Genomic DNA, 25,505 nt, shown 5'->3' with positions numbered 1-25,505 from the left:
GCCGACGGCGGCCGCTGGGGGACGCCGAGAACATTGGCTTCGTTCCTCACCGTGAGCGTGTCTGCAAGGTCGTAGAGCGCGGCAAACTGTTCCACCACCGGCCGGAGCGGGCAAGCACTTTTCCCCAGTCGACCAGGGATATCGGACGGTGTCACCGGACCAGACGTCTGTAGCAGATGAGGGTGGCGGCGACGCCCGCGAAGGCGAGGAGGTGTTCGGCCTTGCGCTCGTAACGGCGGTGCAGACGGCGGCACCCGGCCAGCCAGGCCACCGTTCGCTCCACGGTCCAACGGTGGTGGCCCCGGCGCTGGAGCTTTCGATGCCTTTACGTGCGATACGTGGAGTAATGCTCCGGGAGCACAGCCATCGCCACAGGTAGTCGCAGTCGTACCCTTTATCGCCATGGAGCTTGGCGGGACGGCGCCGGCACGGTCCACAGCGTGACCGTATAGGTGGGATGCCGCAGGCCCTCATTCAGACGCCCCACCCAAGTCACCGTGGCAGACAGCCTAGTGATCAAGCCAATTGAGATGATCTCTTAGCGGGCTGGAATCGGCACGGCCGACGGCTGCCACTCTCGCCTGATCAACCCGAACACCCACGAGTCTGATACCTCGCCGTTCACGACGCAGTCCTCCCGCAACGTCCCTTCACGCACGAATCCGATTTTCTCCAGCACCCGGGCAGATGCCACGTTGCGCGTATCGGTCTCGGCCTGAACTCGATTCAGGTTCAGTGTGTCGAATGCCCACTGCAGCAAGGCGTGTGCGGCCTCCGTCGCGTAGCCGTGACCCCACACCGCCTCGTCGAACACGTAGCCCAACGACGCGCTGCGGTAGTCCGGGTTCCATCCGGTCAGACCGCACCAGCCGACGAAGGCCCCATCAGAAGCACGGTCGATGGCCACCCGCGCCCCGGCGCCTTCGTCCGCCATCTTCCGGCACATCGCGATGAAGCACTCGGCACGGGCCCGCTCGGTCCACGGCGGGGAGTCCCAGTAGCGCATCACGTAGGTGCTGCTGTGCAGCGCGAAGAGGGGGCCCGCGTCGGCGTCGGTGAAGGGGCGCAGTCGCAGGCGATCGGTGTGCAGTACGGGGGTGGCCAAAGTCATGCGCGCCATCTTGTGTCCTCATGGGGCGGGCAGACCACCGAATATCCGACCCCGGTCCGGTCCTCAGGACCAAGCATCACCTGCCAGCAGGTCGCGTACGCCTTCTACCCTCACCTCGACCAGGCACTCAGAGAATGCGAACGGCCACGACTATGCGGCCTGCCCACCGACGGCCCAGACATGAACCTGACCCGCAGTCGCCTCGGACGCCTCCCCCGCCAAGGCTTCCTCACCCGCACGACGACTGACTTCAGTAGAAGGGACAGCCACTCAGCACGCGACGCAGTGGGAAACCGACAGCACGGATGAGAACGGGTGAGAATCCGACAGCTTCATTGCGACAGAACAGCCGGGACGTCTCAGACGCGTGACCGATTGGCCACGAGGTGGCCAATGGTCGTGAGCTTTGGCCACGCGATCTGAGATCTCACAGCCTGTGTGGGATCTCGGGCCCCGTGTCCTACCGCGGGACCGTGACCTGTAGTTCTCCAGCTGGTCTGACGCCGATGGTCAGGTCCTGTCTCCGGAACGTGGCCACGGGCCGGTCGGCAGCGTCGCCGCCGTCACCTTCTCCTCGGACGACCCGGGTAGGAAACATCCGGGCGCAGGCGGATGCCGTTCTTGAGGAATGCAGGTTGGACGGTGGCGAGGCCAGCCCCTCCCGGTTGGCGATGTCCTGCAGGGACAGGTGGTCATGTTCGTACCAGGTGCGCCACTGGTCCAGGCGCGTAGCAGTGTGCTGGGGCGGCGGAATCGCGGCGGGCTCCAGTCTGCGGGGTGCTGGGACAGCAGGTGGACGACGTGGGCTGCGGTGCCGTTCAGGGTGCGCGCGAAGTGGGCGATGGACAAGTCGCCGCCGGCACGGCTTGGTGGAGCTGAGCGACGGTGATGCTGTCCGGGTCAGGGCCGGGTAGAGCGAGGTGGCGCAGGGCGCGCGCGGGGAGCCGGGGCGTCCACTGAAGTGGCTCGTCGATACCGTTCTCGTCGAGGAGTGCGTGCGGTGTGGGTACCGTCTCGGGGGCGGGATGGCTCGCATCTCAGCCCAGGGGCACGGCGGACGGACCGCAGCCCCGCTGCGGAAGGCGACTCCTCAGCGGGGGCCACCCCGACAACAACAGTCCCGCCCGCCGAAGCCTCGTCCCCTCCGCCACCCGACCAGCAGGAGCAGCCGGCCACATCGGCGGTCAAGTGACCAAGCTGAGTAAGCATCAGGAAAGTCAGCGTCAGGTCAGTAAGAACCCTGCCAGAACGGGTTGCACTCAACCACACCTGCACATGACAGGAGAACCCATCTGTGTGAACAACGCTCCAGGTCACTACACCTAGAGCAGGCTGAGTGCCTGCATCGCTTCGCGTTCGATGCGCGAGAGTTCGTGGAGGATGGAGCCGGCCTGCACGAGGTTCTTCGCGTCGCCGGATTCGCCTGCTGTTGCGACGAGTGCGGCCACCTGTGTCCAGAGGGTGGCGGCCTCGGTATACAGGGTGTGGCCGGTGCGCAGGCGACTGCTGTCGATCAGCTGGGCGCACTCGGCGAGGAAGTCCCGATAGAGATTGCGGAACAGGGCGCCGCCGGTGCCGGCCCTCTCCATGAGGACGGCGGCCCGTGGCAGGTCCTCCAGCGGATTGTCGCTGCGCTGCAGCCACTTCGGCACCTGCCTGGCGGCCTTCTCTATGCCCCGGTGGCCCAGGTTCGCGATGGGCGGGTTCAGGAAGGCGTCGGCGCAGGTCTTGATCGCGGGGATGATCCCGTCCTGCGGTGACGTCAGGCTGCTGGGCTCTGGGATGGTGAAGGAGCGATGCTTGGCGGTCATGGGGCCGCGCTCGGCCCTGGCTCTGGCCAGGCCGGCGAGGCTGGTGGAGACGGCTCCGCCCTGCGGTTCGGTGTCCACCAGGTAGGCGTCCTGTTCGTCGTAGCCGTACATGGCCACGATGTGCCCGCCGAAGTGCACCTTGGTGGTGAAGTAGTCCAGGTGGTAGCTGTCGAGTTGCAGGCCGACCGGCCGACCGGCCTCGATGGGTACCGCCACGTTCTGCCATGCCTTGCGCGGGGAGGTGGTCTCCTTGCTCAGCAGCTCAAGCCCGAGTGTGGCGGCCAGGTTCCTGGTGAGTTCGAACGGCTTGACCCGGCCTCCCAGGAAGGGAAAATCCATGGCTTTGCTGTCCCAGTAGATGAAGGACAGTCCGGAGCCGAGCCCGAACATCATGGGCTCGGACAAGTCGAGGCCCTCATGCCGCAGCAGCACGCCCAGCGCCGTCGTCTCGCAGTGCTGCATACCGCGGGTATCGACGTCTTTCACCATGACCATGCCACTCATTCTCCTCCTTCGCCCGACGGCGACACTGCAAATGGGTGTGCCGGACCGCCGCGTCCCAGGCATGATTCGCCGGAACAGGTCCCAACCGCCGCCACCAATTCTCGGGTCATCCGCGAACAGTTCCTTCCTCGGGCCGCGTGTCGATGTGCGCCGTGGCCTCCAGAAGCACGGGATCGGTGACCGACACGGCCGTGCCCGCGCCCGGTAGTTGGAAGCGCTCGACGCCTCCGTGCGCCTCGTGCAGGCGTAACTGGTATCGGTGCAGCCCGCCCGCAGCCGCAACGGCCCTCAGCCCGCCGTCCTCCTGGTGCTCTGGCCAGTCTGTTCCGAGGGGCCCCTCAACTCGCCCTTGCATCAGCCAGTCCCCCGGCCACCGCTTTCCTACCCCACGACGGGTCCCGTGCCCGCACTGGCCTCGGCGAGTATTTCGGCCGAGAACTCCTGGGCCCGGTCCGGCACCGGCAACACACCAGCCCGGCCAGCGGTCGGCACGGCGTGAGCAAGACAAGCCGGTCAGCGCGCTCTCAGCTCTCAGGAGTCAGGCCCCGGCCCGAGACAGCATTTACCCATGGCCCCGGCACAGCAGCCGGTCGGGGGTGCGCACGAAAGTGATTGGTCACCCCGCACCGCGCCCCCGATATCGTTGTCGAAGGCGCGGCCTGCACGGATCGCGGCCCTACGGGATGCGGCAAGCCCGGGGGGAACGCCGCGCACTGGGGCGTGCGATCGCCTTACGGCGTGTAGACGGCGTCACTGCCGTGCAGCTCCCTGGTGAACGCGGAGACGTCGGCGCTGCGATCGGCTCCGTCGAGGTTGTACGTCAGATAGACGCCGTACCCCTCGCTGACGGTGCGGCGGGCGAGGTCGGCAACCGTGCTCTTCGAGGTCCGGCCGATCTCGACGGCCGCCGGCGACAGCTTCGACTTGGGCAGGGCGATGCCGGGGACCTGCCAGGTGCCGTAGTACGGGTTCCAGGCGTAGTCGAACTTGGACGAGACGTCGACGCCACCGTAGGAGAGACGCGACGCGGCCGGGCCGATGTTGTAGAGGCTGATGATCTTGCCCGGCATGTTCGCGCGCAGCGCCGACACCAGGTACACGAACGAGCTGTCGTTGGGCTGGCCGGTGCCGTTGTTGCCGTACTCGGCGTACTCGTCGTCGAAGTCGATGCCGTCGAGGCCGTACTTGGCCACGGTGTCCGACAGTTGTTTCGCGAAGGCCGACGCCGCTTGCTGTGACGGGAAGTTGGCGAAGCCCGCGCCCTGGTGGTTGCCGAGCACCGAGAGCACGACTTTGATGCCCTTCTGCTGCAGCGGCCGTATTTCCGTGGCGGCGCGGTCGAGGACGCGCTGCACGTTCTCGTTGAAGTACAGATGCGCCGCCTTCGTGCCCGTGTCGTAGTTGATGTTCGCCGCGAAGATCACGGCTACGTCGAAGACGTTGCCGCCGCCGTTGGCGAGGGTGTACTTGCCGACGTTCAGCATGCTGTTGTTGTTCACCTCGACGTACGCCACCGAGGTCGGCCCCTGTTTCGCGGGTGCGGGGGCCGCTGCTGCGCCGGTCGTGGCGGTCACGCCTAAGGCAAGGGCCGCGACGGCCAAGAGCGCGAGCGCGGCCATCCGCACTCTGCTCCGTACCAGAGTGAACATCATCGATCGGTCTCCCATCGCGTAGGTCGGCGCCCGACCTGTCCGAAAGCGCCGAGTGAGCCCTCCGAGTTTTCCGCTCCCATGACCGAATCCCGAGAGTCATGCCCGAACTCTTCACAGCCCTCACGCACGTCGCGCCACAACCTGTGCTCCTGGAAGAGGAGTTGGTTCCTCCAGATCACGGTTCGATGCGCGTATCCGCCCTGGCCTACCGCCGACGATGGCGACGCGCTCGCAACGCAACTCCGCGCTCCCGGGAATACCGCGCCTCACCTGCGGAGAAGGAAACGGGAAACAGCACCATTCGCCTTGTCCGTCCGGCCGGGGTTGCCGCAGTCTTTCGAGCGGCAGCGCGGCCCACGGGCTGGAACCGGCCCGAGCCGTGCTCAAGGACACCGGCAGCGCGGTGGTCTGGTGGCTTGCGAAGAACGACGATCACGTGGAAAAGACCGTGGCGGACCTCGGACTACTCACCCAGCTCACGTCCGCCGCCAACGACACCGACGTGCCTGAGCGACTGCGGGATTTCCTGCCCCAGCCGCACATCGGGCGCCCCGTCCCGGAAGCCGTGGACGGGCCACCCGCTTCCTTCGAACGCGAGCCGACGGCCGCCGACCACTTCGAAGGCTTCCTCACCGGCATGGGCTTCTCGGACGGAGATGTCCGGCGGGGGATGCTGGCCAAGCAGATCGCCGACATCATCAAGACGCAGGACCGGCACGAGACGGCAGAGGAACTGCTGAGAAGGTTCGACCCGCCGGCGAGTTACGCACCGGAGAACGACGCGACCGACGAGACACCCGGACACTGACCCACAGATCCCTCCTGACCGGTCAGCGCAGGTCCGACCTCGGTGCTTGGGGCTTCCGGTGCTTACCGGTGCCGGCGCCGAGCTTGGGCGCCGGCCCCGACACCGATGGGGGTTCAGCGGCCTCGGGGTACAGGATGCGTTTCGCCTCGTCGAGGTTGGACGCGAACCCGTGCGGCTCCCAGGAGTATCCGTTCCACCGCTGGATGACGCGAGGCGCGTCTGGATTCAGATGCGAGCCTTTGGGCCCGTCGCCGGAGACGAGGGGAATTGCGCGGAGCCGCCCGACCTTCGCGTCACGGCGCTCCGCCCATTCCGACAACGGTTCGTCGTCCATCTCGCGTCCCTACGGTTCGGCGGCTGCTCCCCAGGAGGATAGTGGGCTCCCAGGCGTGTGCAGCGGAAGAGGCGACACGCCGGCGTCGGCGGGCAGCGGTGTGCACTGGAGCCGTTGACGCCCGGACAGTTCCCCCTGTTCACCGTGGCGCGGTGGCTGACGAAGGAGACCGTGCGCGCCATCGCCCAGCGACGGGTGCGCGACGGGAATCGGGTCCGGGTGGTGCTCTTGGAGATGGCGGCGGACGCCCGGGACTGGGCGGGACGCTCTGCGTTCTGCACGCCAGGGCGGCTCCGTCCGAGGTCGGCGGGCGTTTCACCTGCTACCGATCGAGCTGCCTACTCCACCGCATACAGCAGCCTGTACTCAGCACCATCCGCCCTGAAGCGCAGACTGCGCTCACCAGGCGTATCCGTAATCCACTGCTCCCCGAGCTTGCCATCCCTACCCGAGGCGCCGGCCTCCCCGAGGGATACCGCAATCGTCCCCGTGAAGTCGCAGTCGTACTTCACGGTGTACATCCGATCTCCCAGCACCGTTCCATTCCACACAGTGCCGCGATCCTGGAGAACAAGCCTCGGCTCATCGAAGCCGCTCCAGCCCTCAGTCGTGACGCACTTGAGCTTCTCCAGATACAGCTTGGCCATACCGTCCCCTGTGAAGGATCCTTCTCGACACTTCACATCCTGCCGAGCCTCGATAAACGATCACTAAATGATCTGGCACGGCATGCGTCGCACAAGCGATGTGCCACACGAAGCGGGCGGGAGTGGTGGGTTGCGCGCCTGCGGAGCGCCCTGCCCGTTCCGGTCGCTGTGGGGCGGGGCACCTGCGGTCCAAAGGCCCCGCCGGAAGACCTTGTGGTCGTCCGGCGTGCGCAGCTGACCGAGCAAGTTGCCGTCGAGGCCCCCGCTGCCCCCGCTGGTACGACGGGCGAGGCCGCGCTTCGTCCTTGCAGTTTCTCTGGCAACAGGCTGGCAGCACTCCATGGCAGTTGCTCGCGGGTAAGGTCATCAGTTCACTCTGGCGAACTCGATCCATCGCAGCCATCCGGCTCAGACTCAGGCCTTGCACCGTTACCTGCGCTGGCGCAACGCCGACACTCGCCACCCCGACGTTCTCGCCGCGCAACGCCGAGAACGCTCCCGTATCCGCAAGGGAGAAGGGTTTTCGCCGAGGTGGACAGCGTCTCGGCTCTGTGGCCTGACCGCTCCATTCGATGAGAACGCAGACGCGACCTCAGGCCGACTGCAGAGGCGGTACCTGCAGCCACAGCCTTGAGTTCGTTGATGCGCCGCTCGACGGTGTTCCGCTGTTTGTAGGTCTCGCGGTCGAGGGCCGGCGGGCGGCCGCCGAAGCGGCGAGCCGTGAGGCCGCCCTCGGGGCGAACGGCGCGAGATTGCGGACGGGCCCTGGCAATACGACACGAGTGCGAAAGCGTCAGGAACTCATCGAGACGCCACGCTTCTCGGCGAGTGGGTGGGGCGGGCTGTCGCGCCGGTGTGGTCAGATCCCGCCGAACGGAAGGAAGTTCTTCCCTTTCAGGCATTCACTGCCGAAGGGGTATCTAACGGCGACCACGACACCCTACTCTGGAGCCGCCCCGGTCGCGTCCACGGACGTACGGACGTGGTGTACGGCATCGCGCCAGTGCGGGCGATCCGGCCTGTCCGGCCGTCCCGGTCGTATGCCCAAGTACCCGGGCCCGCTGCATCGCGTCACCCAGGGAGGCGAACGTGCCCAGTGGGGCTGGATCGACCGGTTCCGCACCCGTCGCGCCCTCCGGCGACACCGCCCCGGGCACTCCCCACGCGCCGGCGATCTCGCTGCCGAAGGGTGGCGGCGCCATCCGCGGGATCGGGGAGAAGTTCACCGCGAACCTGGTGACCGGCACCGGCGGGCTCTCGGTTCCCCTCGCGATCAGTCCGGGGCGGTCCGGGTTCGGCCCGTCTCTGACACTCGGTTACGACTCCGGTGCCGGCAACGGCCCGTTCGGGATCGGCTGGGGGATCGGGCTTCCGGCGATCACCCGCAAGATCGACAAGGGCATCCCGGGCTATGTCGACGACGGCGAGGAATTCGAAGACACCTTCATCCTGTCCGGCACGGAGGACCTTGTCCCCGTCCTGGTGGAGCGCGGTGGGGAGTTGATCCGAAATCGCCGGTCGTGCAGGGTGGACGGCTCGGAATATGTGGTGTGCCGATATCGGCCGCGCGTGGAAGGCCTCTATGCGCGCATCGAGCGGTGGACCGACGTACGGTCCGGCGACGTCCATTGGCGCTCGATCAGCCGGGACAATGTCACCACCGTCTATGGACGTGACGACGCCAGCCGCATCGCCGACCCCAACGACGCGCGTCGGGTTTTCAGTTGGCTGATCTGTGAAAGCCATGACGATGTCGGCAACGCGGTCCGCTACGAGTACAAGACCGAGGACGGCAGCGGCGTCGATCTCGCTGCCTGCTGCGAGCGCAACCGCACCGCCGCCGATCGCGCCGCGAACCGGTATCTGAAGCGAATCCGCTACGGAAACACGGTTTCCCGGCTGGTCTCCGATGATTCGGACCATATGTTCGAGATCGTGTTCGACTATGGCGAACACGACGAGAGTACGGCCGAAGTCCGGCCGTGGGCCTGTCGACTGGACCCGTTCTCCTCCTACCGGGCCGGATTCGAGATTCGCGGCTACCGGCTCTGCCGCCGGGTGCTGATGTTCCATCATTTCCCGGACGAGCCCGAGGTCGGTCGTGACTGCCTGGTGCGCTCCACCGAGCTGGTGTATCGCGGTGATGCCGCGCGGGGCGAGGTGACGGGCGCGTTTTTGGAGTCGGTATCACACAGCGGATGGCGGCGGGCTTCCGGTGGATACCTCACCAGGTCGTTGCCGTCACTGGAATTCTCCTATTCCCAGGCCGAGATCGACACCGAGGTACGCACGCTCGACACGGCCGACCTGGAGAACGCGCCGATCGGCGTGGACGGATCGGCCTACCGATGGACGGACTTGGAGGGCGACGGGCTGGCCGGGCTGCTCACCGAGCAGGCCGGGACCTGGTTCTACAAGCCCAACCTCGGCGGTGGCCACCTCGGACCGATGCGCGTGGTACGCAGCCGCCCGAACGGCGGCCGGACCGAGCTGCTGGACCTGGACGGCGACGGTCGCCCGGCCGTGGTGGATTTCGGTGGCACCACACCGGGGTTCACCGAACGCTCCGACCAGGACTGGGAGGTGTTCCGGCCGTTCCGGTCCCGACCGAACCTGGCCTGGGACGACCCGAACCTGCGCTTCGTGGACCTCAGCGGCGACGGCCGGGCCGACGTGCTTGTCACCGGCGAGCCGGGCTGGACCTGGTATCGATCGCTGGGCGAGGAGGGATTCGACACCGGCCGCCGGACCTGGCCGGCACAGGACGAGGAATCCGGGCCGCAACTGGTCTTCGCCGACCGCACCTCGTCGATCCACTTGGCGGACCTGTCCGGCGACGGGCTCGCCGACCTGGTCCGGATCCGCAACGGCGAGATCTGCTACTGGCCGAACCTGGGCCACGGCCGGTTCGGCGCCAAGGTCGGCATGGACGGCGCTCCCCGGCTCGACAGTCCGGACCAGTTCGACCCGGCCAGGATCCGGCTGGCCGATGTCGATGGTTCCGGCCCGGCGGACCTGATCTACCTGCACCGCGACGGGGTCCGGCTCTACCTGAACCGTTCGGGCAACGCGTGGAGCGCTCCGCACGCCCTGCCCGTGGCCTTTCCCCGGATCGAGAACGCGTCCAAGGTCGCCGCGATCGACCTGCTCGGCTCCGGGACCGGCTGCCTGGTGTGGTCCTCGCCGCTGCCCGCCGAATCCGGCCGGCAGCTGCGTTATCTGGATCTGATGCGCGGCGGCAAACCCCATCTGCTCACCGGGGTACGCAACAACCTGGGCGCCGAAACACATATCCGCTACGCCCCCTCGACCCGCTTCTCCGCGGATGACGCCGCCGCCGGGCGCCCCTGGCTGACCCGGTTGCCGTTCGTCGTTCACCTGGTCGAGCGCGTGGAGACGGTGGACGCGATCGGTCGTCACCGATTCGTCAGCCGGTACGCCTACCACCATGGCCATTTCGACGGGCCGGAGCGTGAGTTCCGGGGTTTCGGCATGGTCGAGCAGACCGATACCGAAGCGTTGGAGGCACTGGCCGAGGCCGGCAATGTGGACGAGGCCACGTACCGGCCACCCACGCTCACCCGGACCTGGTTCCACACGGGTGCCTTTCTCCCCGGACAGCGGATCTCGCGGCAGTTCGCAAGCGAATACCACAGCGATGACCTGTTACTCCCCGACACGGTGCTGCCGGACGGCCTGACCGCCGACGAGGCCCGGCAGGCATGTCGTTCCCTGAAGGGGTCGGTGCTCCGCACCGAGGTGTACGCGCTCGACGGCAGTGACGCCGAAAGCCGCCCGTACCGCGTCACCGAGCACAACCATCTGATCCGGATGCTCCAACCGGCCGCCGGCCACGCCGACTCGACCGGCGTGCCGCATGCGGTTTTCGACGTACATCCCAGGGAAACCCTGACCGGTCACTACGAGCGCACCGTGGACCCGCGGGTCGGCCATGAGCTGACCCTCGCCGTCGACGCATACGGCAATGTGCTGCGGTCGGTGACCATCGGCTACGGCCGTACCCGCCCCTCCCCCGATCTCGATGAGCCGGACGCGGGGCCGCAGCGGCGCACGCATATGGTGCTCACCGACCACGACTACACCAACGCCGTCGAGGAACCCGACAGCCACCGGACGCCCCTGCCCTGCCGGACCCGCGCCTTCGAGGTGCTGGCGCTCCGCCCCGCCGGGGACCGGTTCACCCACGCCGAGCTGACCCGCGCGCTGACCGGCATCGATCAGACGATTGCCTACCAGGACTGGGACGCGCTGCCGGCGAAACCGGCACTCCGGCTCACCGAGCACGTACGCACCCTGTACCGGAGCGACGACCTCTCAGGGCCGCTGCCCCTCGGCACGCTCCAGTCCCGCGCGCTGCCCTACCAGGAGTACCGACTCGCCTTCCCCGACGGGCTGGTCACTGCGCTGTATGGAGACCGGGTCGACGAACCGATGCTGCGGGCCGCCGGATATCTGTGGCACGAGGGGGGATGGTGGATTCCCTCGGCGCGGACCGCGTACGCGCCACCGGAGACGAGCGAACTGGACTACGCCGAACGCCACTTCTTCCTGCCCCGCCGGTTCACCGATCCGCTCGGTGGCACCTCGACGGTCGCCTACGACGACTACGACCTGCTCCTCGTCGACAGCACCGACCAGCTCGGCAACCGCTACACGGTGGGTGAACGCGACGCCGACGGCAGGACGCTCTCCCAGGACAACGACTACCGCGTGCTGCGGCCGACCCTCGTCACCGACCCCAACCGCAACCGGGTCCACATGGCCTACGACGTGCATGCCAGGGTCGCCGGGACCGCGACCATGGCCAAGCGCGAGGAATCCCTCGGGGACTCTCTGGACGGCTTCGACCCCGACCCGTCACCCGCGCTGGTGGCCCGATACCTCGCCGATCCGCTCGCGGCCGGACATGCGTTGCTGAAGTCGGCGGGGACCAGGTTCTGCTACGACGAGTCGGCGTTCTGGCTGCGCGGGGAACCGGCCGTGGTCGCGACCCTCGCCCGGCACACCCACCAGTCCGACCTCGCCCCTGGTGAGCAGAGCAGGATCACCCACACGATCGCCTACGGAGACGGCTTCGGACGCGAGGTCCAGTCCAAGGTCCAGGCCGAACCCGGGCCTCTGTCCGAGGGCGGCCCAGTCGTCGAGCCCCGCTGGGCCGGCACCGGATGGACGATCTTCAACAACAAGGGCAACCCGGTTCGTACCTTCGAACCGTTCTTCACCGCGACCCACGCCTTCGAGTTCGCGGTCATGGCCGGGGTGAGCACGGTGCTCCTCTACGACCCGCTGGAGCGGGTGGTCGGCAGCCTGCATCCCGACCACACCTATGCGAAAACGGTGTTCGACCCGTGGCGGCAGCGGGTGTGGGACGGCAACGACACCGTGCTGACCGATCCCCGGCAGGATCCGGACATCGGCGGCCAGGTCCGCCAACTGCTGGCCACGGAGCCCGGGTGGACCACATGGCATGCCGCGAGGGCCGACGGGGCCCTCGGCCCCGAGCAGCAGCAGGCCGCCGAGAAGGCCGCACTCCACGCGCACACGCCCACCGACACCCATCTCGACTCCCTCGCCCGCCCCTTCCGCACCATTGCGCACAACCGGCACGCCAAGGACGGGACGCTCGTCGAGGAGCGTCTGGTGACCCGGACGAGCACGGATGTCGAGGGCAACGTCCGCGAGGTGCGCGACCCGCTCGGCCGCGTCGCGATCCGCCACGACTACGCGATGGTGGGCATGCAGGTGAGCCGGGCGGGCATCGACTACGGGGCCGGGGCACTGCTGCCGGACGTGCTCGGCAACCCGCGCTGCACCTGGAACAGCAGGGGTTTGCGGTTCCGCACCGAGTACGACGCCGGCCACCGTCCGGTGCGCGCCTACGTCAGTGGACCGGGCCTCGCCGGTGAGGTTCTGCACCAGAAGACCGAATACGGCGAGGATCCGGCCCGCAACCTGCGGACCCGGGTGTTCCGGCGGCACGACGGTTCCGGTGTCAGCACCCACGAGGCGTACGACTTCCGCGGCAACCTGCTGGAGGCGACGCGCCGGTTCCCGGTGGATTACCGGCGAGCGCCCGACTGGCGGGAGGAGGTCGCGCTCGAGGAGGAGGTCTATACCGGCCGCACCCGATTCGACGCGCTGGACCGCCCCATCAGCATCACCAGCCCGGACGGCACCGTGGTCCGGCCGTACTACAACGAGGCGAACCTGCTGGAGCGTCTCGTGGCCACGTCCGACGGCAGGGATGCCGAGCTGGTCGCGGCGGTGGAGTACAACGCCCGCGGGCAGCGCACCCGGATCGACTACGGCAACGGTGCGCGGACCCGCTACGCCTACGACCCGCTGACCTTCCGGCTCACCGCGCTGCGGACCCGCCGTGAGCGGCCGCGTTCCCGCCGCGAGCGCAGGACGGTGCAGCACCTGGCCTACTGCCACGACCCGGTCGGCAACATCGTCTCGATCCGGGACAGCGCGCAGCAGCGGACGTTCTTCCGTAACCGGGTCGTCGAGCCCGGCGCGGACTACACCTACGACGCGGTGTACCGGCTCGTCGAGGCGACCGGCCGGGAACACCTCGGCCAGGCCGATCCCGGTGACGCGGGCGACGCGCCCAGGGTGCGGCTCGCCCACCCCGGTGACGGTGCAGCAATGGGGCGTTACCTGCAGCGGTATGTCTATGACCCGGTCGGCAACATGCTGTCCCTGGAACACCGCGCATCCACCGCTCCCGGCTGGACCCGACGGTTCCGGTACGCCGAGCCCAGCGCACTGGAACCGGAGGTGACCGGCAACCGGCTGAGTGGTGCGCCCGACGGAGACTTCGCGTACGACGCCAGAGGGAACACCACCGCGATGCCCGGCCTGCCGCTGCTGCGCTGGGATGCCGAGGACCAGTTGGAGGCCACCGCCCGGCAGGTCCGCGGCGCCGGAACCCCGCAGACGACGTACTACTCCTACGACGCCACCGGACAACGCGTCCGCAAGGTCACCGACTCGTCCTGTAGCGAGGGTGGAACGGCGAGGAGAAGCAGCGAACGCCGTTACATCGGCCCGTTCGAGGTCTACCGGGAGTACGGCGCGGACGGCGCGGTGACTCTGGAACGCCAGACGGTGCACGCGATGGACGACACGCGGCGCGTCGCGCTGCTGGAGCGGCGGACCCGCGGCGCGGATTCAGGTCCGGAACACCAGGTCCGCTATCAGCTGGCGGACCATCTCGGATCCGCCACGCTGGAACTGGACGAGCGGGCCCGGATCCTCACGTACGAGGAGTACTACCCCTACGGCGGCACGGCCTACCAGGCGGTACGTGCCAAGACCGAGACGCCCAAGCGCTACCGCTTCACCGGCCGGGAGCGCGATGCCGAGACCGGTCTGTACTTCCACGGCGCCCGCTACTACGCCCCGTGGCTGTGCCGCTGGACCAGCTGCGACCCGATCGACACACCTCAGGCCAGCCCGTACGAGTACGCCCATGGCAATCCCGTGCGCCTGGTCGATCCCGACGGCCGCCAGACGCAGACCCCGTCGCTGATGGACGTCTGGCAGTACGGCGTGAAGGTCGCGGACCGCGCGCAGCTCGGCCGCAATGTCCAGGTGGACCATCCCATCCAGGTCGCGGCCAGGATCGCCCAGCGCACGTCGCCGACGGGAGCCTCGTTCTATTCCCGTGCGGTCTCCAGAGCCAGCCAGGAGCTGGGCGTCCTGGTCGAGACGGGCAAGGGCCTTTTCCATACCGAAGTCGGCAAACTCCAAAAGGTCATCACCCAGCAGGTGAAGAGCGGCGCCCTCGCGAGCGAGAGTGCGCTGATCGAGGCCACCCGTGACGCCTACCGGACCGCGGGCCAGGCCACGAACACCGCGGTCAACTGGCAGGCCCTGGACACGGCCATCCTGACCAACCAGGCGGCGATCCACCGGTCGCTCGGCGACACGGTGAGTGAGGTGCAGGCGCTCGGCGGGGGCGGATCGGCCTCCGCATCGGCGGCGTCTGTCGGCGCCGAGGTGGAGCAGTCGTTCGCCCAGACCTTCAACCTGGCAGAGCAGAGCGTGGCCGGCACCGCGGCGGCCGCCGCGCCGGCGGCGTCGGAGACCGCCTCGGTCGCGACGGAGACCGCGTCCGTCGCCAAGAGCGTTTCGACGACCGCGCAGGTGGCCTCCGAGACCGGAACCGTCGGCAGGGCGCTGGGTACGGGAGCGCGAGCCCTGCGGGCTGTCGCGCCGGTGCTCAAGGTGGTCGGGAAGGTGGCGGCCCCGCTGGCGGTGGGCGCCACCGCGCTCCAAGTGGCCACCGCGAAGACCACGGCTGAGAAGGTCGACGCGGGGATCGGCGTCGTGTCGACGGCCGTCGGTTTCGCGGGCGCGCCGGGGGCCATCGCCGCGGTCGGCGTTCAGGGGACCGCGTACGTCAGCGGCAAGGTGGGCGAAGTCGTCACCGAGAAGACCGGCAGCGAGACCGCCGGGGTGGCCGCGGCCACGTTGACCGGAGCGGCGGCAGGGGCCGGGGTCGGCGCAGTGGTGGGAAGCATCGTGCCCGGGGTGGGCACCGCTGTCGGCGCCGGGGTGGGCGCGGTCGTCGGAGCCGGCATCGGATTCGTCAAGTCGTACTGGAAGTAGTCGTACAGGAAGCAGCCGGAATCAGGGCAGAAGGGCGCAGATCGATATGCCGGAGTTGATCATCGTTCGGTTGCACCCGACGAAACCCATGTCCGCGACGGATTTCCGGGCAGCCCTGGACAAGCTGACCGTGACGGCCTTCGACCTGACCTTCGCCGAGCCCAGGAAGGGCGTACAGATCGGCTCGGCGAAGGGGCTCGCCGTCACGCCCGTCGATGTCACCAAGCACGACGTGAACGTGGCCAACACGGCGATCATCCAGCACTACCTGGACATCGTCGGCGGCGGCCTGCCGCCGGTGACCACACGGCACCAGGAGGCGGTCGCCACCGCGGTGATCGTGGTGACACCGCCGTCGGGCCATCCGGAGTACCCGACCGGCTCCTCGTACGACCTCCGGCTGGAGCTGACCCGCGACGGCGTCCCCATCGGTGACGGGGAGCTGGACTTCAACGTCAAGGTCACCAGCGTGGGCACGCTGCCGGTGCTCCAGCCGGCGTACTTCGCGATGCCCGCCGGCGCCCACGCGGCGGTGCCGGCGACGTCGCCCGGAGGGGACCAGGTCGAGCTGCCCAGGGACGGCACCCCGCCGCACTTCGCCGACCTGGTCGCGAAGATCGACAAGGTACTGGCGAAGGATCCCGGCACGGGTGGCTCCCTCCGGCAGCGTCCGCCGCTCAGCCCGGCGCAGAGCCGGTATGTGGCAGCCGAACTGACCTGGGACCGGCTGGTGTATCCGCCCCCGGACCTGCCGCGCCCGCTCGGCGAGATGTACACCAAGCCGCCGGTGGACCCCGGGCTCGACGCGCAGCGGGCGGAGAACGACCGGCAGCGGTTCGAGGCGGAACTGGCCGGCTATCACGCCACCGTCGACGCGAAGGCGTCTCTGCTGGCCACCTTCGTCTTCGCCGCCTCGGCGGCCGTGCAGGGCGAACGGCTGGCCGCGGACGCCGCCCGGGCGAGGCTCACCTTCCCGGTCCTGACCGGCGCGGAGACCGGGCACGCCGCGGTCACCTTCGTTCCCCAGGGCGGCTCGACCACACTGGACCCGACGTTCGCCGTTCCGGCGGCGTACCTGTACGCGCTCGGCGCGACACTGCCGATGACGGTCGATCCCGAACACCGCTACGACGCGGCCCGTTTCGGCGTCGAGACGCAGTCCCTGGCGCAACTGCGCATCGCGATCGAGAACGGCGTGGTCGCCGCGTCCGAGCCGCTGCTCACCAGGCCCGCCGAACCGGCGATCGGCCCGCAGGCCGCGGCTCGCCGACTGCGCGCGCTGGGCTCGGTCACCACCTCGGAGCCGACCGTCGCGCTGGCACCGCCGGTCTCCACGATGGTGCGGTCGTGGAGCACGCATTCCGGGGCCACGGAGGCCATCGACGCGGGGTTCTGGGCCCCGACCGCGGCCGCGTCGCCCGGACCGTACCTGGAGCTGGTGCTGCGAGCAGTCACCGGAAACCACGAGCCGCTGGTGGTCGCGGTGGGGCAGCCGCCGCTCTCGGTCACCACGGTATCCGGGCTGGTGGCGGTCACCGATGAGCAGTGGCGCACCGTCCTGCGGGGCAATCCCGCGCTGTTGCCGCCGTTCACCGAGCCGGGCACGGTTTCGGAGCGGGCCCAGGCCTTCGTCCGGCACCTGCGCAAGTTCTTCACCGTCCCCGTCAAGCCCGCGACCGCCAAGGGGCCCACCGCCGGCAGCCTTCCGACGCTTGGCGTGTCCGCCTCGGACGTGTTCGCCCGCATGGTCGCGGCATACGGCGACCACGGCGGTGGCGCCTTCACCTTCGGAGCACCCCGGGACGAGGCCGCCTTCGCGGCCGCGCTGGCCGACACCTTCGGCGCGGACATCGCGGCGCAGCGGTGGCTGGAGCAGGCGGTCGCGGTGCTCGATGCGCTGCACGAACTGACCGCGTTCGCGGCCGGTGACGAACTGCGGTTCTCGCTGATGGAGGCGCTGTACTCGGTCGGCTTCACCAGCACGTCGCAGCCCGCCGCGCTGCCGGCGGCCGATTTCGCCGCGGCGCTCGCCGGCACCGTCGCGCACCCCTTCGCCGCACAGATCCAACAGGCCGCGGGGGGACCCGCCGATCCGGCCGGCCCGCCGGACGAGTGCTTCGCGCCGGTCAACCCGGACGGCACACTGACCGACTGTGTGCCGCCGGATCACCTCTCACCGTTCGGCCCGCCGCAGTACCTGCACGACCTGCTGCGGATCTCGTCCGCGTCGACCTGCGAGCACCCCAGCACACCGGCCAACGTGTCATCGGTCGGCGAACTGCTCCTCGACCGCCGTGGCCCGCTCGGCGATCTGCAGGTGACGGCCGCCAACCTCGGCACTCCCCTGCCGGTGATCGACCTGGTGAACGAGAGCCTGGAGAGGCTGGCGGGCGGCGGCGCGCAGGGCGCGGTCCACGACACCGCCGCGGACCGGCTCGCCGGGCACGCGCTGGGGCAGCCGCACGATCCGGCGACCCTGTTCGCCGCGGTGCCGGAGCACTCCTCCCCGGCCACCGAGGCCCTGCCCCAGGCTCACCTCGACGCGTACGCCCTGCTGCGCAAGGACTTCACCGCACCCGCCCTGCCGTACCACCAGCCCCTGGACGTGAACAGGTCCTACCTGCGCTTCCTGGGGACCAGCCGGTACGCCGCGATGCGCCGGTTCCGCAAGGAGATCACCGAGCCGGTGCTGGACCCGGCGCACGAGCCCGCCGGGTTCCAGAGCCACCGGTGGCGCTACCCCGTCCGGCTGGAGATCGCCTGCGAGTACCTGGGCATCTCCGCCGAGGAGTACGACCTGCTCTATGCCCACGACATCGCTTTGCGCAAGGCGCGGGGCCGACTGACCCTGTACGAGGTGTACGGGTTCACCAAGGAGTCCGCCGGCGGATCGTCCTGGACCGGCACTGTGTTGCGGGTGCCCGAGTTCCTGGACCGTACCGGCCTGAGCTACTGCGAGTTCCTCGAACTGTGGCGCAGCGGCTTCGTCGCGTTCCAGCGCGCCGTGCCGGAGGGTGCGGCCCCGGACTTTCCCGACTGCGAGCCGTGCTGTCTCGACGATCTGCGGATCAGGTTCACCGATCCCGCCGACGAGCAGGACCCGCGCACCGCGCTGCGCAAGCTGATCGTTTTCGTCCGGTTGTGGCGGCGGCTGGGCGAGGGCGCGGCGCCGGGGATCACCTTCGCGATGCTGCGTGATGTGTGCGAGGTGCTGCGGCTGTTCAACGGTTCCACGATCAACGCGGACTTCTGCCGCCAGCTCGCGGCGCTGCTCATCCTGCACGCGGAGCTGTGTCTCTCGCTCGTGGACACCTACCGGGCCGATGCGGCGTCGCCGGCCGGGAGAGTTCCGCTGCTGGGGCTGTGGGCCACCGAGCCCCCGGCAGCCGGAGCCGTCGAGCTGGTGCTGGACCGGATCGGCGATCTGGCACGGGCCCGCTATTCCTGCGGGGACCGGGAACCGCGCTTCGCCAAGGCGCTCGCCGGGAACCTGACGGTGTTGTCCCGGCTGGCCGGGTTCGACCCCGACACCGCGAGCGACACCTGGCACGCGCTGCCCACACACACGCTGCGGTTCGTGGAGGTCCTCGGCAAGATCTACGCCTCCGACTTCACCGTTGGCGAGATCATGTGGCTGTTCACCGTCGAAGAACACCGCGACGGCGACGACCCGTTCGCTCTCCAGGACCGCAACGAGTCAGCCGACGATCCCCTGTCACTGCCCGAGCCGGCGGGATCGACCGGGTGCGACGAGGCGCAGACGCTGTGGGCGCTGCGGCGGTCCCTGCTGGCCGTGCGCGTGGGCGAGGAGGACGCCGAAGCCTGGACGTGGCCCCGGATGACCGCGACCCTGCGGGACGAGTTCGGCTATGTCCCGGCGGAGAGCGGACCCGACGCCTGGCAGGTGCTCGGGGAGCACTTCTTCCCGACCGTGCTGGAGCGGTGCGGCTGCCCGGTCGGTGTGCTGGGGCGCCAGTACCGTACGCCGCTGGCGGTGGCGGACACCTCTCCCCTGATGTGGCTGCGACCGGAGGAAGGGCCGTTCGGCTACGACTGCGCCACACAGGAACTGTGGACCTCGCTACCGGTCTCCGACACCGAGGTGATCGAGGAGCTGAGCCATCTGCGGCCGCTGCGGGAGGCCGAGCGGGTCGCCGTGCGCAACCTGTACTTCGCGCCCCGGGCCGCGCTCGCCCCGTTCGCAGCACTCTTCGACAACGCCGAGCTCGCCATCGAGACCCTGGTCTCCGAACCCGACGAGCACGCGAGATTCGCCTTTTTCCAGGCCCAGTTCGCCAGATTCCGGGCGCGCTGCACGGTGATCGTCGAGCATCTGGCGGCACACGTGGCCGCGGTGACCGGCTGCCCGGCCGACGCGGACGCGGCGGCCACGGTGCTGCGCAGCCTGTGGGCGGACGAGAACGTGGCGGCGACGCCCTGGGAGGCCGATGACGGCAAGACCCCCGAGGTGACCTGGGCGCCACCACCCAGCGGTGGCGCGTTCGCCGCGCTGCTGGGCCTCGTCGGCACCGGTCTGCTCGGCGAACTGCGCGACGGCGCAGGCACGTTGGCCTGGAGGGAGACCCGCGGCCCGGCCACCGCGTTCGGTCCGGTGCGCGACCACTACAACGCTCCCGTGCCCACCGTGCTGCCGGCGATGGACCTGGCGCTGAGCCCGGCCCAGTCCCGCTTGGTCGGCGTGCGCAACGGCTTCGCCGTCAGGGAGGCCGACGCCGAGCCGCTCGGTGGCGCGAGTCCCTTCACCGTGTGCTGGAGCGGTGTGCTTCTGGTGGACGAGGCCGGGGAGTACGACTTCCACGCCGGCGCTCCCACCGAGGGCGACACCGCACCGGACTTCGCCCGCGCCCGCGAGCACCGCTGGCGGGTCACCCTGGGGCGCGGCCAGAAGACCTGGATCATGCTGGATCACCACTGGGCCTCCGACGACGCGCCGGCGGCCGCGTCACGGGGCGTGCGGCTGCGCCGGGGCGCCTACCGGATCACGATCGAGTACGCCCAGTCCGATCCGGCCTTCGAGCGGGCCGAGGAGGTCTGTCCGGAGCACACCGGATTCCAGCTGAAGTACCGCGGGCCGGACAGCGGTGGTGTGCTGACGGAGATCGGCTTCGACCGGCTGTTCCGGGACGCCAAAAACGGCACGCTGGGCGACGGCCTCGTGGGGTCCGAGGGCCGGTACACCTCGGGCGAGGCCGCCGCGCAGTACCTGGAACGGCGCTACGGCGCCACCCTGCGCGACATCCGCCGCACCTACCAGCGGGCGGTGAAGGCGGCGCTGCTCGCCCGCCGGTTCGCGCTCTCGGCGACGATCGTGCCCGGATACCGGCAGTCCGAACTGGGCCACCTGATCACGCATCCGCAATCCTTCGCCGGCACGTCCTACCCCAGGACCGGACCTTCGACGTTCGGGGTGCACCACGCCTGGTTCGACTTCGACCTTCTGCCGGTGTCCGACCCCTACCCACCGCAACCGGTGGGGGATCAGCGCACCGCGCCGAGCCCACGCCGTCAGGCGGCACTCTTCGACTGGTGGGAACGGCTCTTCGACTACTGCCTGCTGCGGGCGGAGACCGAGTCCGCCCGGGAGCGGCCGGCCTGGCTGCTCTTCGCCGACGTGCTCGAACAGCAGCCCGACGACCCGGCGCAGCTGCTGCGGCATCTGGGCGTCGATCTGGCGCACTCGCCGCTGCTGCACACGTACTTCGCGACGCCGCCGTATGCGCTCGACGCCGACGACCTCACCGATGAGCGGTGGGCGCTGCGGGTCTGGCAGGGCGAGAAATGGCTGACCCGGCTGCGCAGGCACTTCGCGTGCCGGTGGATCGGCGATGCCGTGCCGTGGAAGTGGGCCGCCGACGCCCCCGGGGCGCAACCCGACTCGGGCAACGCCAACCTCACCCGGTTTGTGCGGGACGGCTGTTTCGAGAACGGCGAGCCGCTGCGCTACGAGGACCTGCGCGGACTCAACGACGGCCTGCGGGAGCGGGCGAGGACGGCCCTGCTGGCGTACCTGTGCGGGATGGACCGGGTACCGCTGCCGTGGGCGTCGGGCACCTTCGCGACCGCACCGAGGGATCTCTCGGATCTCCTGGTCCAGGATGTCGAGGCGGGCATCTGCCGGCGGATGAGCCGGATCGAGGAGGCCATCGGGACCGTGCAGGCATTCGTCCAGCGGGCCCGGCTCGGGCTCGAACCCACACTGACGCCGGGGCCGGAGTTCGTCCGGCTGTGGGAGCGGCGGCTCGCGACCTACCGGGTGTGGGAGGCATGCCGGCGCCGCGAGGTCTACGGGGAGAACTGGATCGAGTGGGACGAGCTGAGCGCCGCCCGGGAGTCGGAGGCGTTCGCGTTCCTGGAGTCCGAGCTGCGCCGGTCGACGCTGACCGTGCCGGTACCCGGTGGACTGGAATGGTGGCCGGGGCAACGTCCGCCGGAGCACCCGTCGCTGACCCTGCTCCAGGCCCGCGAACCGTCCGGAATCCAGCTGCGGCAACCGGCCCCGGAGGGTCTGGGATTGCTGGGCACGCCCGAGCGGGCCGCCCGTAATTCCTGGCTCGCGCCGGTGCTCGGCCTCACCCCCGCCCTCCCTCCCCCGGCGGACGACCGCCCCCGACTTGCGCGCGACCCGCGCGATCACCAGCAGGGAACCGAGGACGACCCCACCGGACTTCCGCTGTGGCTGGCCGCCGCGGTCCGCCTGGGCACCCGGTTCGTCCGGGTCGCCGCCGCCGGGCTCCCGCCCGCCGGGACGGAATTCGACGCCTGGGACGAGGACACCGGCTGCTGCGCGCAGTGCGGCGAGGAACGGCACCACGTCGACGAGTACTACTTCTGGCTCGCCGATTCCGCGCTGTACTCGGCACAGGTCCAGCAGGCGGACGTCGGCGCTCAACCGGACCAGGCGCACCGCGACACCTCCGACTGGCACCGGCCGGAGAAGCTGCCCGCCCTGCTGGACTGGGACGCACAACCCGTGGTGCAGCTGTGTTGGAGCCGGGTGCGGCACGGCGAGTTCGACCCGCCGCGCCGGTCCGGCCAGGGCATCGCGGTCACCGGAGACACGGCCACCCTGAAGTTCTCCGGACGCACGGCGGATTCCCTGCGCTTCGAGGTGGTGGGCGCGATCACGCCGGTGATCGGCCACGCCGACCCGACGCCACCGGGGTTCCGCTACGACCTGGCCGAGGACCACGCCGTACCGCTTCCGTTGGTCGAGACGCCGGACCCGGCGCCGAGCTTCCCCGGCGGGCTCGCCGCCTACCCCTACTTCGTCCACGTCGCCCCGGGGGCTCCCCTGCTGCCGCCCTCGCCGTTCAGCGTGGCGATGACCGTGGCGGGCGCGCTGCGCACCCACTGCCAGTACGAGTCCGCGCTGAAGTGGTACGAGCTGGCGTACCAGCCTCAGGCCCGCGACAACACCTGGGCCTCCTGCGCCACGGACAACCAGCGACGCCGACGACGGCAGGACGTGCCGTGCTGCCCGACTTCGCCCGTCTGCGAGGAACAGGCCAGGAACCGGGCGGTGCTGCTGGCCCACCTGGAGACCATGGTGCAGTGGGCCGATGCCCACGCCTGCCGCAACACCGTGGAGGGCGCACAGCAAGCAGGCGTCCTCCTCGCCGCCGTCCAGCGGATCCTGGGCGAGCGCCCCACCAGGGTGCCGGCCCGGGACCATGTCGGCGAGCCCATGACGGTGAGCGGCCTCGTCCCCCGTCCCGCGCCGCTGAACCCGCGGCTGATCGCCCTGTACGACGACACCGCGGACCGTATCGCCCTTCATCACCACTGTCTCAACCGCTACCGGCTTCCCCAGCGTGGTGCCTTCGGTGAGACCGGGCTGCGGGAAGGGTGGCAGGAGACCGCCGAGCCGTGCGCCGGTGACTGCGCGGAGGACTGCAAGTGCGGCGGCAGCCCGTACCGGTTCACCTTCCTGGTGGCCAAGGCCAACGAACTCTGCGCGGAGGTACGCCAACTGGGCGCGGCGCTGCTCGCGGCCTACGAGAAGGGCGATGCCGAAGCCCTGGCCGCGCTGCGCAACAATCACGAGCGGCAACTGCTGGAACTGGCCCTGGACATCAGGAAGAACCAGTGGCGGGAGGCCGACTGGCAGGTGCAGGCGCTGGACAAGACCAAGGAGGGCGCGCTCGCCCGGCTGCGGTACTACCAGGAGCTGATCGCCGGTGGGCTCAACACCGGCGAGACCGGCTACGCGGCGCTGACCGGCGTCTCGATCGCGTCCCGGATCGCCGGCAACGTGCTGGAGGGCGTCGCGCAGGGCATCGGGATCAGCCCGGACATGTGGATCGGCATCGCGGGCATCGCAGGCACCCCGCTGGAGTTCAACCAGCTTCCGGTCGGCAACAAACTCGCGTCCGGCTTCTCCACCGCGGCGCGGATCATGATGGCGATCGCCGACAATGCCAACACCGGCGCGGGTCTGAGCCTCACCGAGGGCGGCTGGGCTCGCAGAGAACGGGAATGGCACCATCAGGTCGAGGTCATCGGCATCGAGATCGAGCAGATCGAACGGCAGATCCTGGCCGCCCACCGGCGACGTGACGTCGCGCTGCGCGAGCTGAACAACCACCAGCAGCAGATCGACAACAGCGCCGAGGTCTCCGACTTCCTGCGGGACAAGTTCACCGGCACACAGCTGTACCTGCATCTCCAGCGAGAGACCGCCGCGCTCTATCGCGGCCTGTACGAGGTGGCGATGCACACCGGCCGTCGGGCCCAACGCGCCTTCAACTACGAACGCGGCCACACCGCCCGCGCCTTCCTGCCCGAGGCCGGATGGGACGGCCTGCACGAGGGGCTACTGGCGGGCGAACGACTGCAGTTGGCGCTGCGGCAGATGGAAGGGGCCTACCTCGACGCCAACTGCCGCGAGTACGAGCTGACCAGGCACCTCTCGATGCGCCAGGAGTTCCCGCTCGCCTTCCTGCATCTGCAACACGCCGGCTGGGCCGAGATCGACATCCCCGAGTGGCTCTTCGACCTCGATCACCCTGGGCACTACCTGCGCCGCATCAAGAGCATGACGGTGACGATCCCCTGCGTGGTGGGTCCCTACACCGGCGTACACGCCCGGTTGACCCTGCTCGGCAGCAGCACCCGCGTCGATCCCGCGCTCTTTGAACCACCGGCCGGATGCTGCTCGGACCCCGAGTCCGACGGCTACCAGGCCGGCAGCGACGACCGGCGGGTGGTGCGCGCATACGGCGCGACCGAGGCGATCGCCACATCCAGCGGCCAGAACGACGCAGGCCTCTTCGAGCTGCGCTTCGCCGACGAGCGCTATCTGCCCTTCGAGTTCGCCGGAGCCGTGAGCCGCTGGCGGATCGAGCTTCCTCAGGAGAACAACCGGTTCGACTTCGACACGCTCGGGGATGTCGTCCTGCACCTCAACTACACGGCCAGGGAAGGCGGCGACCTACTGCGCAGGGCCGCCGGCACCGCCGCACGGCGCCACCTGCCCGGCGCGGGCCTGCAGTTGTTCGACGTGCGGCACGACTTCCCCGACGAGTGGCACCGCCTGACCACCGCCACGGGCCCGAGGCGGTTGCCGCTGCGCTTGACACGCGCGCACTTCCCGTACCTGCCCGGTGATCAGGACCTGCGGGTCAACCGGCTCGGCCTGTTCGTCGAGACCGCGGGCTGTGATGACATCGGCCACGTCACGGTGCGGTTCAGGACCGACCTCGGCCCCGACGAGGACGGCGGGTGCGGCGGGCACGACATCACCTGTGTGGCCAGTGCCGAATACCCGGGTCTGTTCCACGGGGAGCTGAGCCTGCCGTTGGCGCCGCTGCGTCGCGCCCGAGACCGCGAGCTGGGTGACTTCACCCTCGCCACCGATGTCGGCCCGGTCACCCGGATGTACATCCTGTGCGGCTACGAACTGGTCCCGTGACCTGCTTCGTGGGGTTTGGGCTGGGAGCGCCGACGCGGGAAGCAGAGGCTCGTACGCCCTACAGAGATCG

The 25,505-nt window shown here is 69.4% G+C and carries 8 protein-coding genes and 2 pseudogenes; 4 read left to right on the top strand and 6 right to left on the bottom strand.

Annotated elements, in window-relative coordinates; genetic code table 11:
- Positions 1 to 151 precede the first annotated feature (151 nt).
- From ACZ5XZ_RS37705 to ACZ5XZ_RS37690, 4 genes and pseudogenes are all read right to left on the bottom strand, one after another.
- A pseudogene (locus ACZ5XZ_RS37705) lies at positions 152 to 462 on the bottom strand (IS5/IS1182 family transposase); the annotation flags it as partial.
- 76 nt (positions 463 to 538) lie between these two features.
- Positions 539 to 1,111, bottom strand: coding sequence for a GNAT family N-acetyltransferase (locus ACZ5XZ_RS37700; RefSeq protein ID WP_468986764.1), 573 nt, complete (start codon positions 1,109 to 1,111; stop codon positions 539 to 541).
- 1,322 nt (positions 1,112 to 2,433) lie between these two features.
- A complete protein-coding gene (locus tag ACZ5XZ_RS37695; RefSeq protein WP_468986761.1) occupies positions 2,434 to 3,417 on the bottom strand; it encodes a BtrH N-terminal domain-containing protein in 984 nt (327 codons plus the stop codon).
- A gap of 740 nt (positions 3,418 to 4,157) precedes the next feature.
- Positions 4,158 to 5,075, bottom strand: coding sequence for an endo-beta-N-acetylglucosaminidase H (locus tag ACZ5XZ_RS37690; protein WP_468986766.1), 918 nt, complete (start codon positions 5,073 to 5,075; stop codon positions 4,158 to 4,160).
- A gap of 382 nt (positions 5,076 to 5,457) precedes the next feature.
- Between ACZ5XZ_RS37690 and ACZ5XZ_RS37685 the strand changes: the two genes are divergently transcribed.
- On the top strand, positions 5,458 to 5,886 hold the full coding sequence (locus ACZ5XZ_RS37685) for a hypothetical protein (protein ID WP_468986759.1): 429 nt from the start codon (positions 5,458 to 5,460) through the stop codon (positions 5,884 to 5,886).
- Positions 5,887 to 5,908: 22 nt separating this feature from the next.
- Here ACZ5XZ_RS37685 and ACZ5XZ_RS37680 read toward each other — a convergent pair whose 3' ends face one another.
- Together ACZ5XZ_RS37680 and ACZ5XZ_RS37675 are read right to left on the bottom strand one after the other, a co-directional pair.
- Positions 5,909 to 6,220 (bottom strand): DUF6087 family protein, encoded by a 312-nt coding sequence (locus tag ACZ5XZ_RS37680; RefSeq protein ID WP_468986757.1) that lies wholly within the window; start codon positions 6,218 to 6,220, stop codon positions 5,909 to 5,911.
- 338 nt (positions 6,221 to 6,558) lie between these two features.
- Entirely contained in the window at positions 6,559 to 6,867 is a 309-nt protein-coding gene (locus ACZ5XZ_RS37675) for a hypothetical protein (RefSeq protein ID WP_468986755.1), read from the bottom strand.
- Positions 6,868 to 7,234: 367 nt separating this feature from the next.
- On the opposite strand from ACZ5XZ_RS37675, the pseudogene ACZ5XZ_RS37670 reads away from it, so the two are divergent.
- The 3 genes and pseudogenes from ACZ5XZ_RS37670 to ACZ5XZ_RS37660 form a co-directional block, all read left to right on the top strand.
- Positions 7,235 to 7,427: pseudogene (locus ACZ5XZ_RS37670) on the top strand (IS630 family transposase); the annotation flags it as partial.
- Positions 7,428 to 7,956: 529 nt separating this feature from the next.
- Positions 7,957 to 15,504: a SpvB/TcaC N-terminal domain-containing protein gene (locus ACZ5XZ_RS37665; protein WP_468986753.1), complete on the top strand. Its 7,548-nt coding sequence runs from the start codon at positions 7,957 to 7,959 to the stop codon at positions 15,502 to 15,504.
- An 88-nt stretch (positions 15,505 to 15,592) separates the two neighbouring features.
- The gene (locus ACZ5XZ_RS37660) at positions 15,593 to 25,435 is read left to right on the top strand and encodes a Tc toxin subunit A-related protein (RefSeq protein ID WP_468986750.1); all 9,843 of its coding nucleotides are present in this window, start codon (positions 15,593 to 15,595) and stop codon (positions 25,433 to 25,435) included.
- Positions 25,436 to 25,505: the final 70 nt, after the last annotated feature.

The organism is Streptomyces sp. NPDC033270, assembly GCF_055576575.1.
This window is presented reverse-complemented; position numbering and strand designations above follow the sequence as displayed.

What these genes read in the sequence shown, in the direction of transcription:
- ACZ5XZ_RS37675 (WP_468986755.1), bottom strand. Translation starts at nt 6,867, where the DNA reads ATGGCCAAGCTGTATCTGGAGAAGCTCAAGTGCGTCACGACTGAGGGC.
- ACZ5XZ_RS37695 (WP_468986761.1), bottom strand. Translation starts at nt 3,417, where the DNA reads ATGGTCATGGTGAAAGACGTCGATACCCGCGGTATGCAGCACTGCGAG.
- ACZ5XZ_RS37660 (WP_468986750.1), top strand. Translation starts at nt 15,593, where the DNA reads ATGTCCGCGACGGATTTCCGGGCAGCCCTGGACAAGCTGACCGTGACG.
- ACZ5XZ_RS37680 (WP_468986757.1), bottom strand. Translation starts at nt 6,220, where the DNA reads ATGGACGACGAACCGTTGTCGGAATGGGCGGAGCGCCGTGACGCGAAG.
- ACZ5XZ_RS37700 (WP_468986764.1), bottom strand. Translation starts at nt 1,111, where the DNA reads ATGACTTTGGCCACCCCCGTACTGCACACCGATCGCCTGCGACTGCGC.
- ACZ5XZ_RS37690 (WP_468986766.1), bottom strand. Translation starts at nt 5,075, where the DNA reads ATGTTCACTCTGGTACGGAGCAGAGTGCGGATGGCCGCGCTCGCGCTC.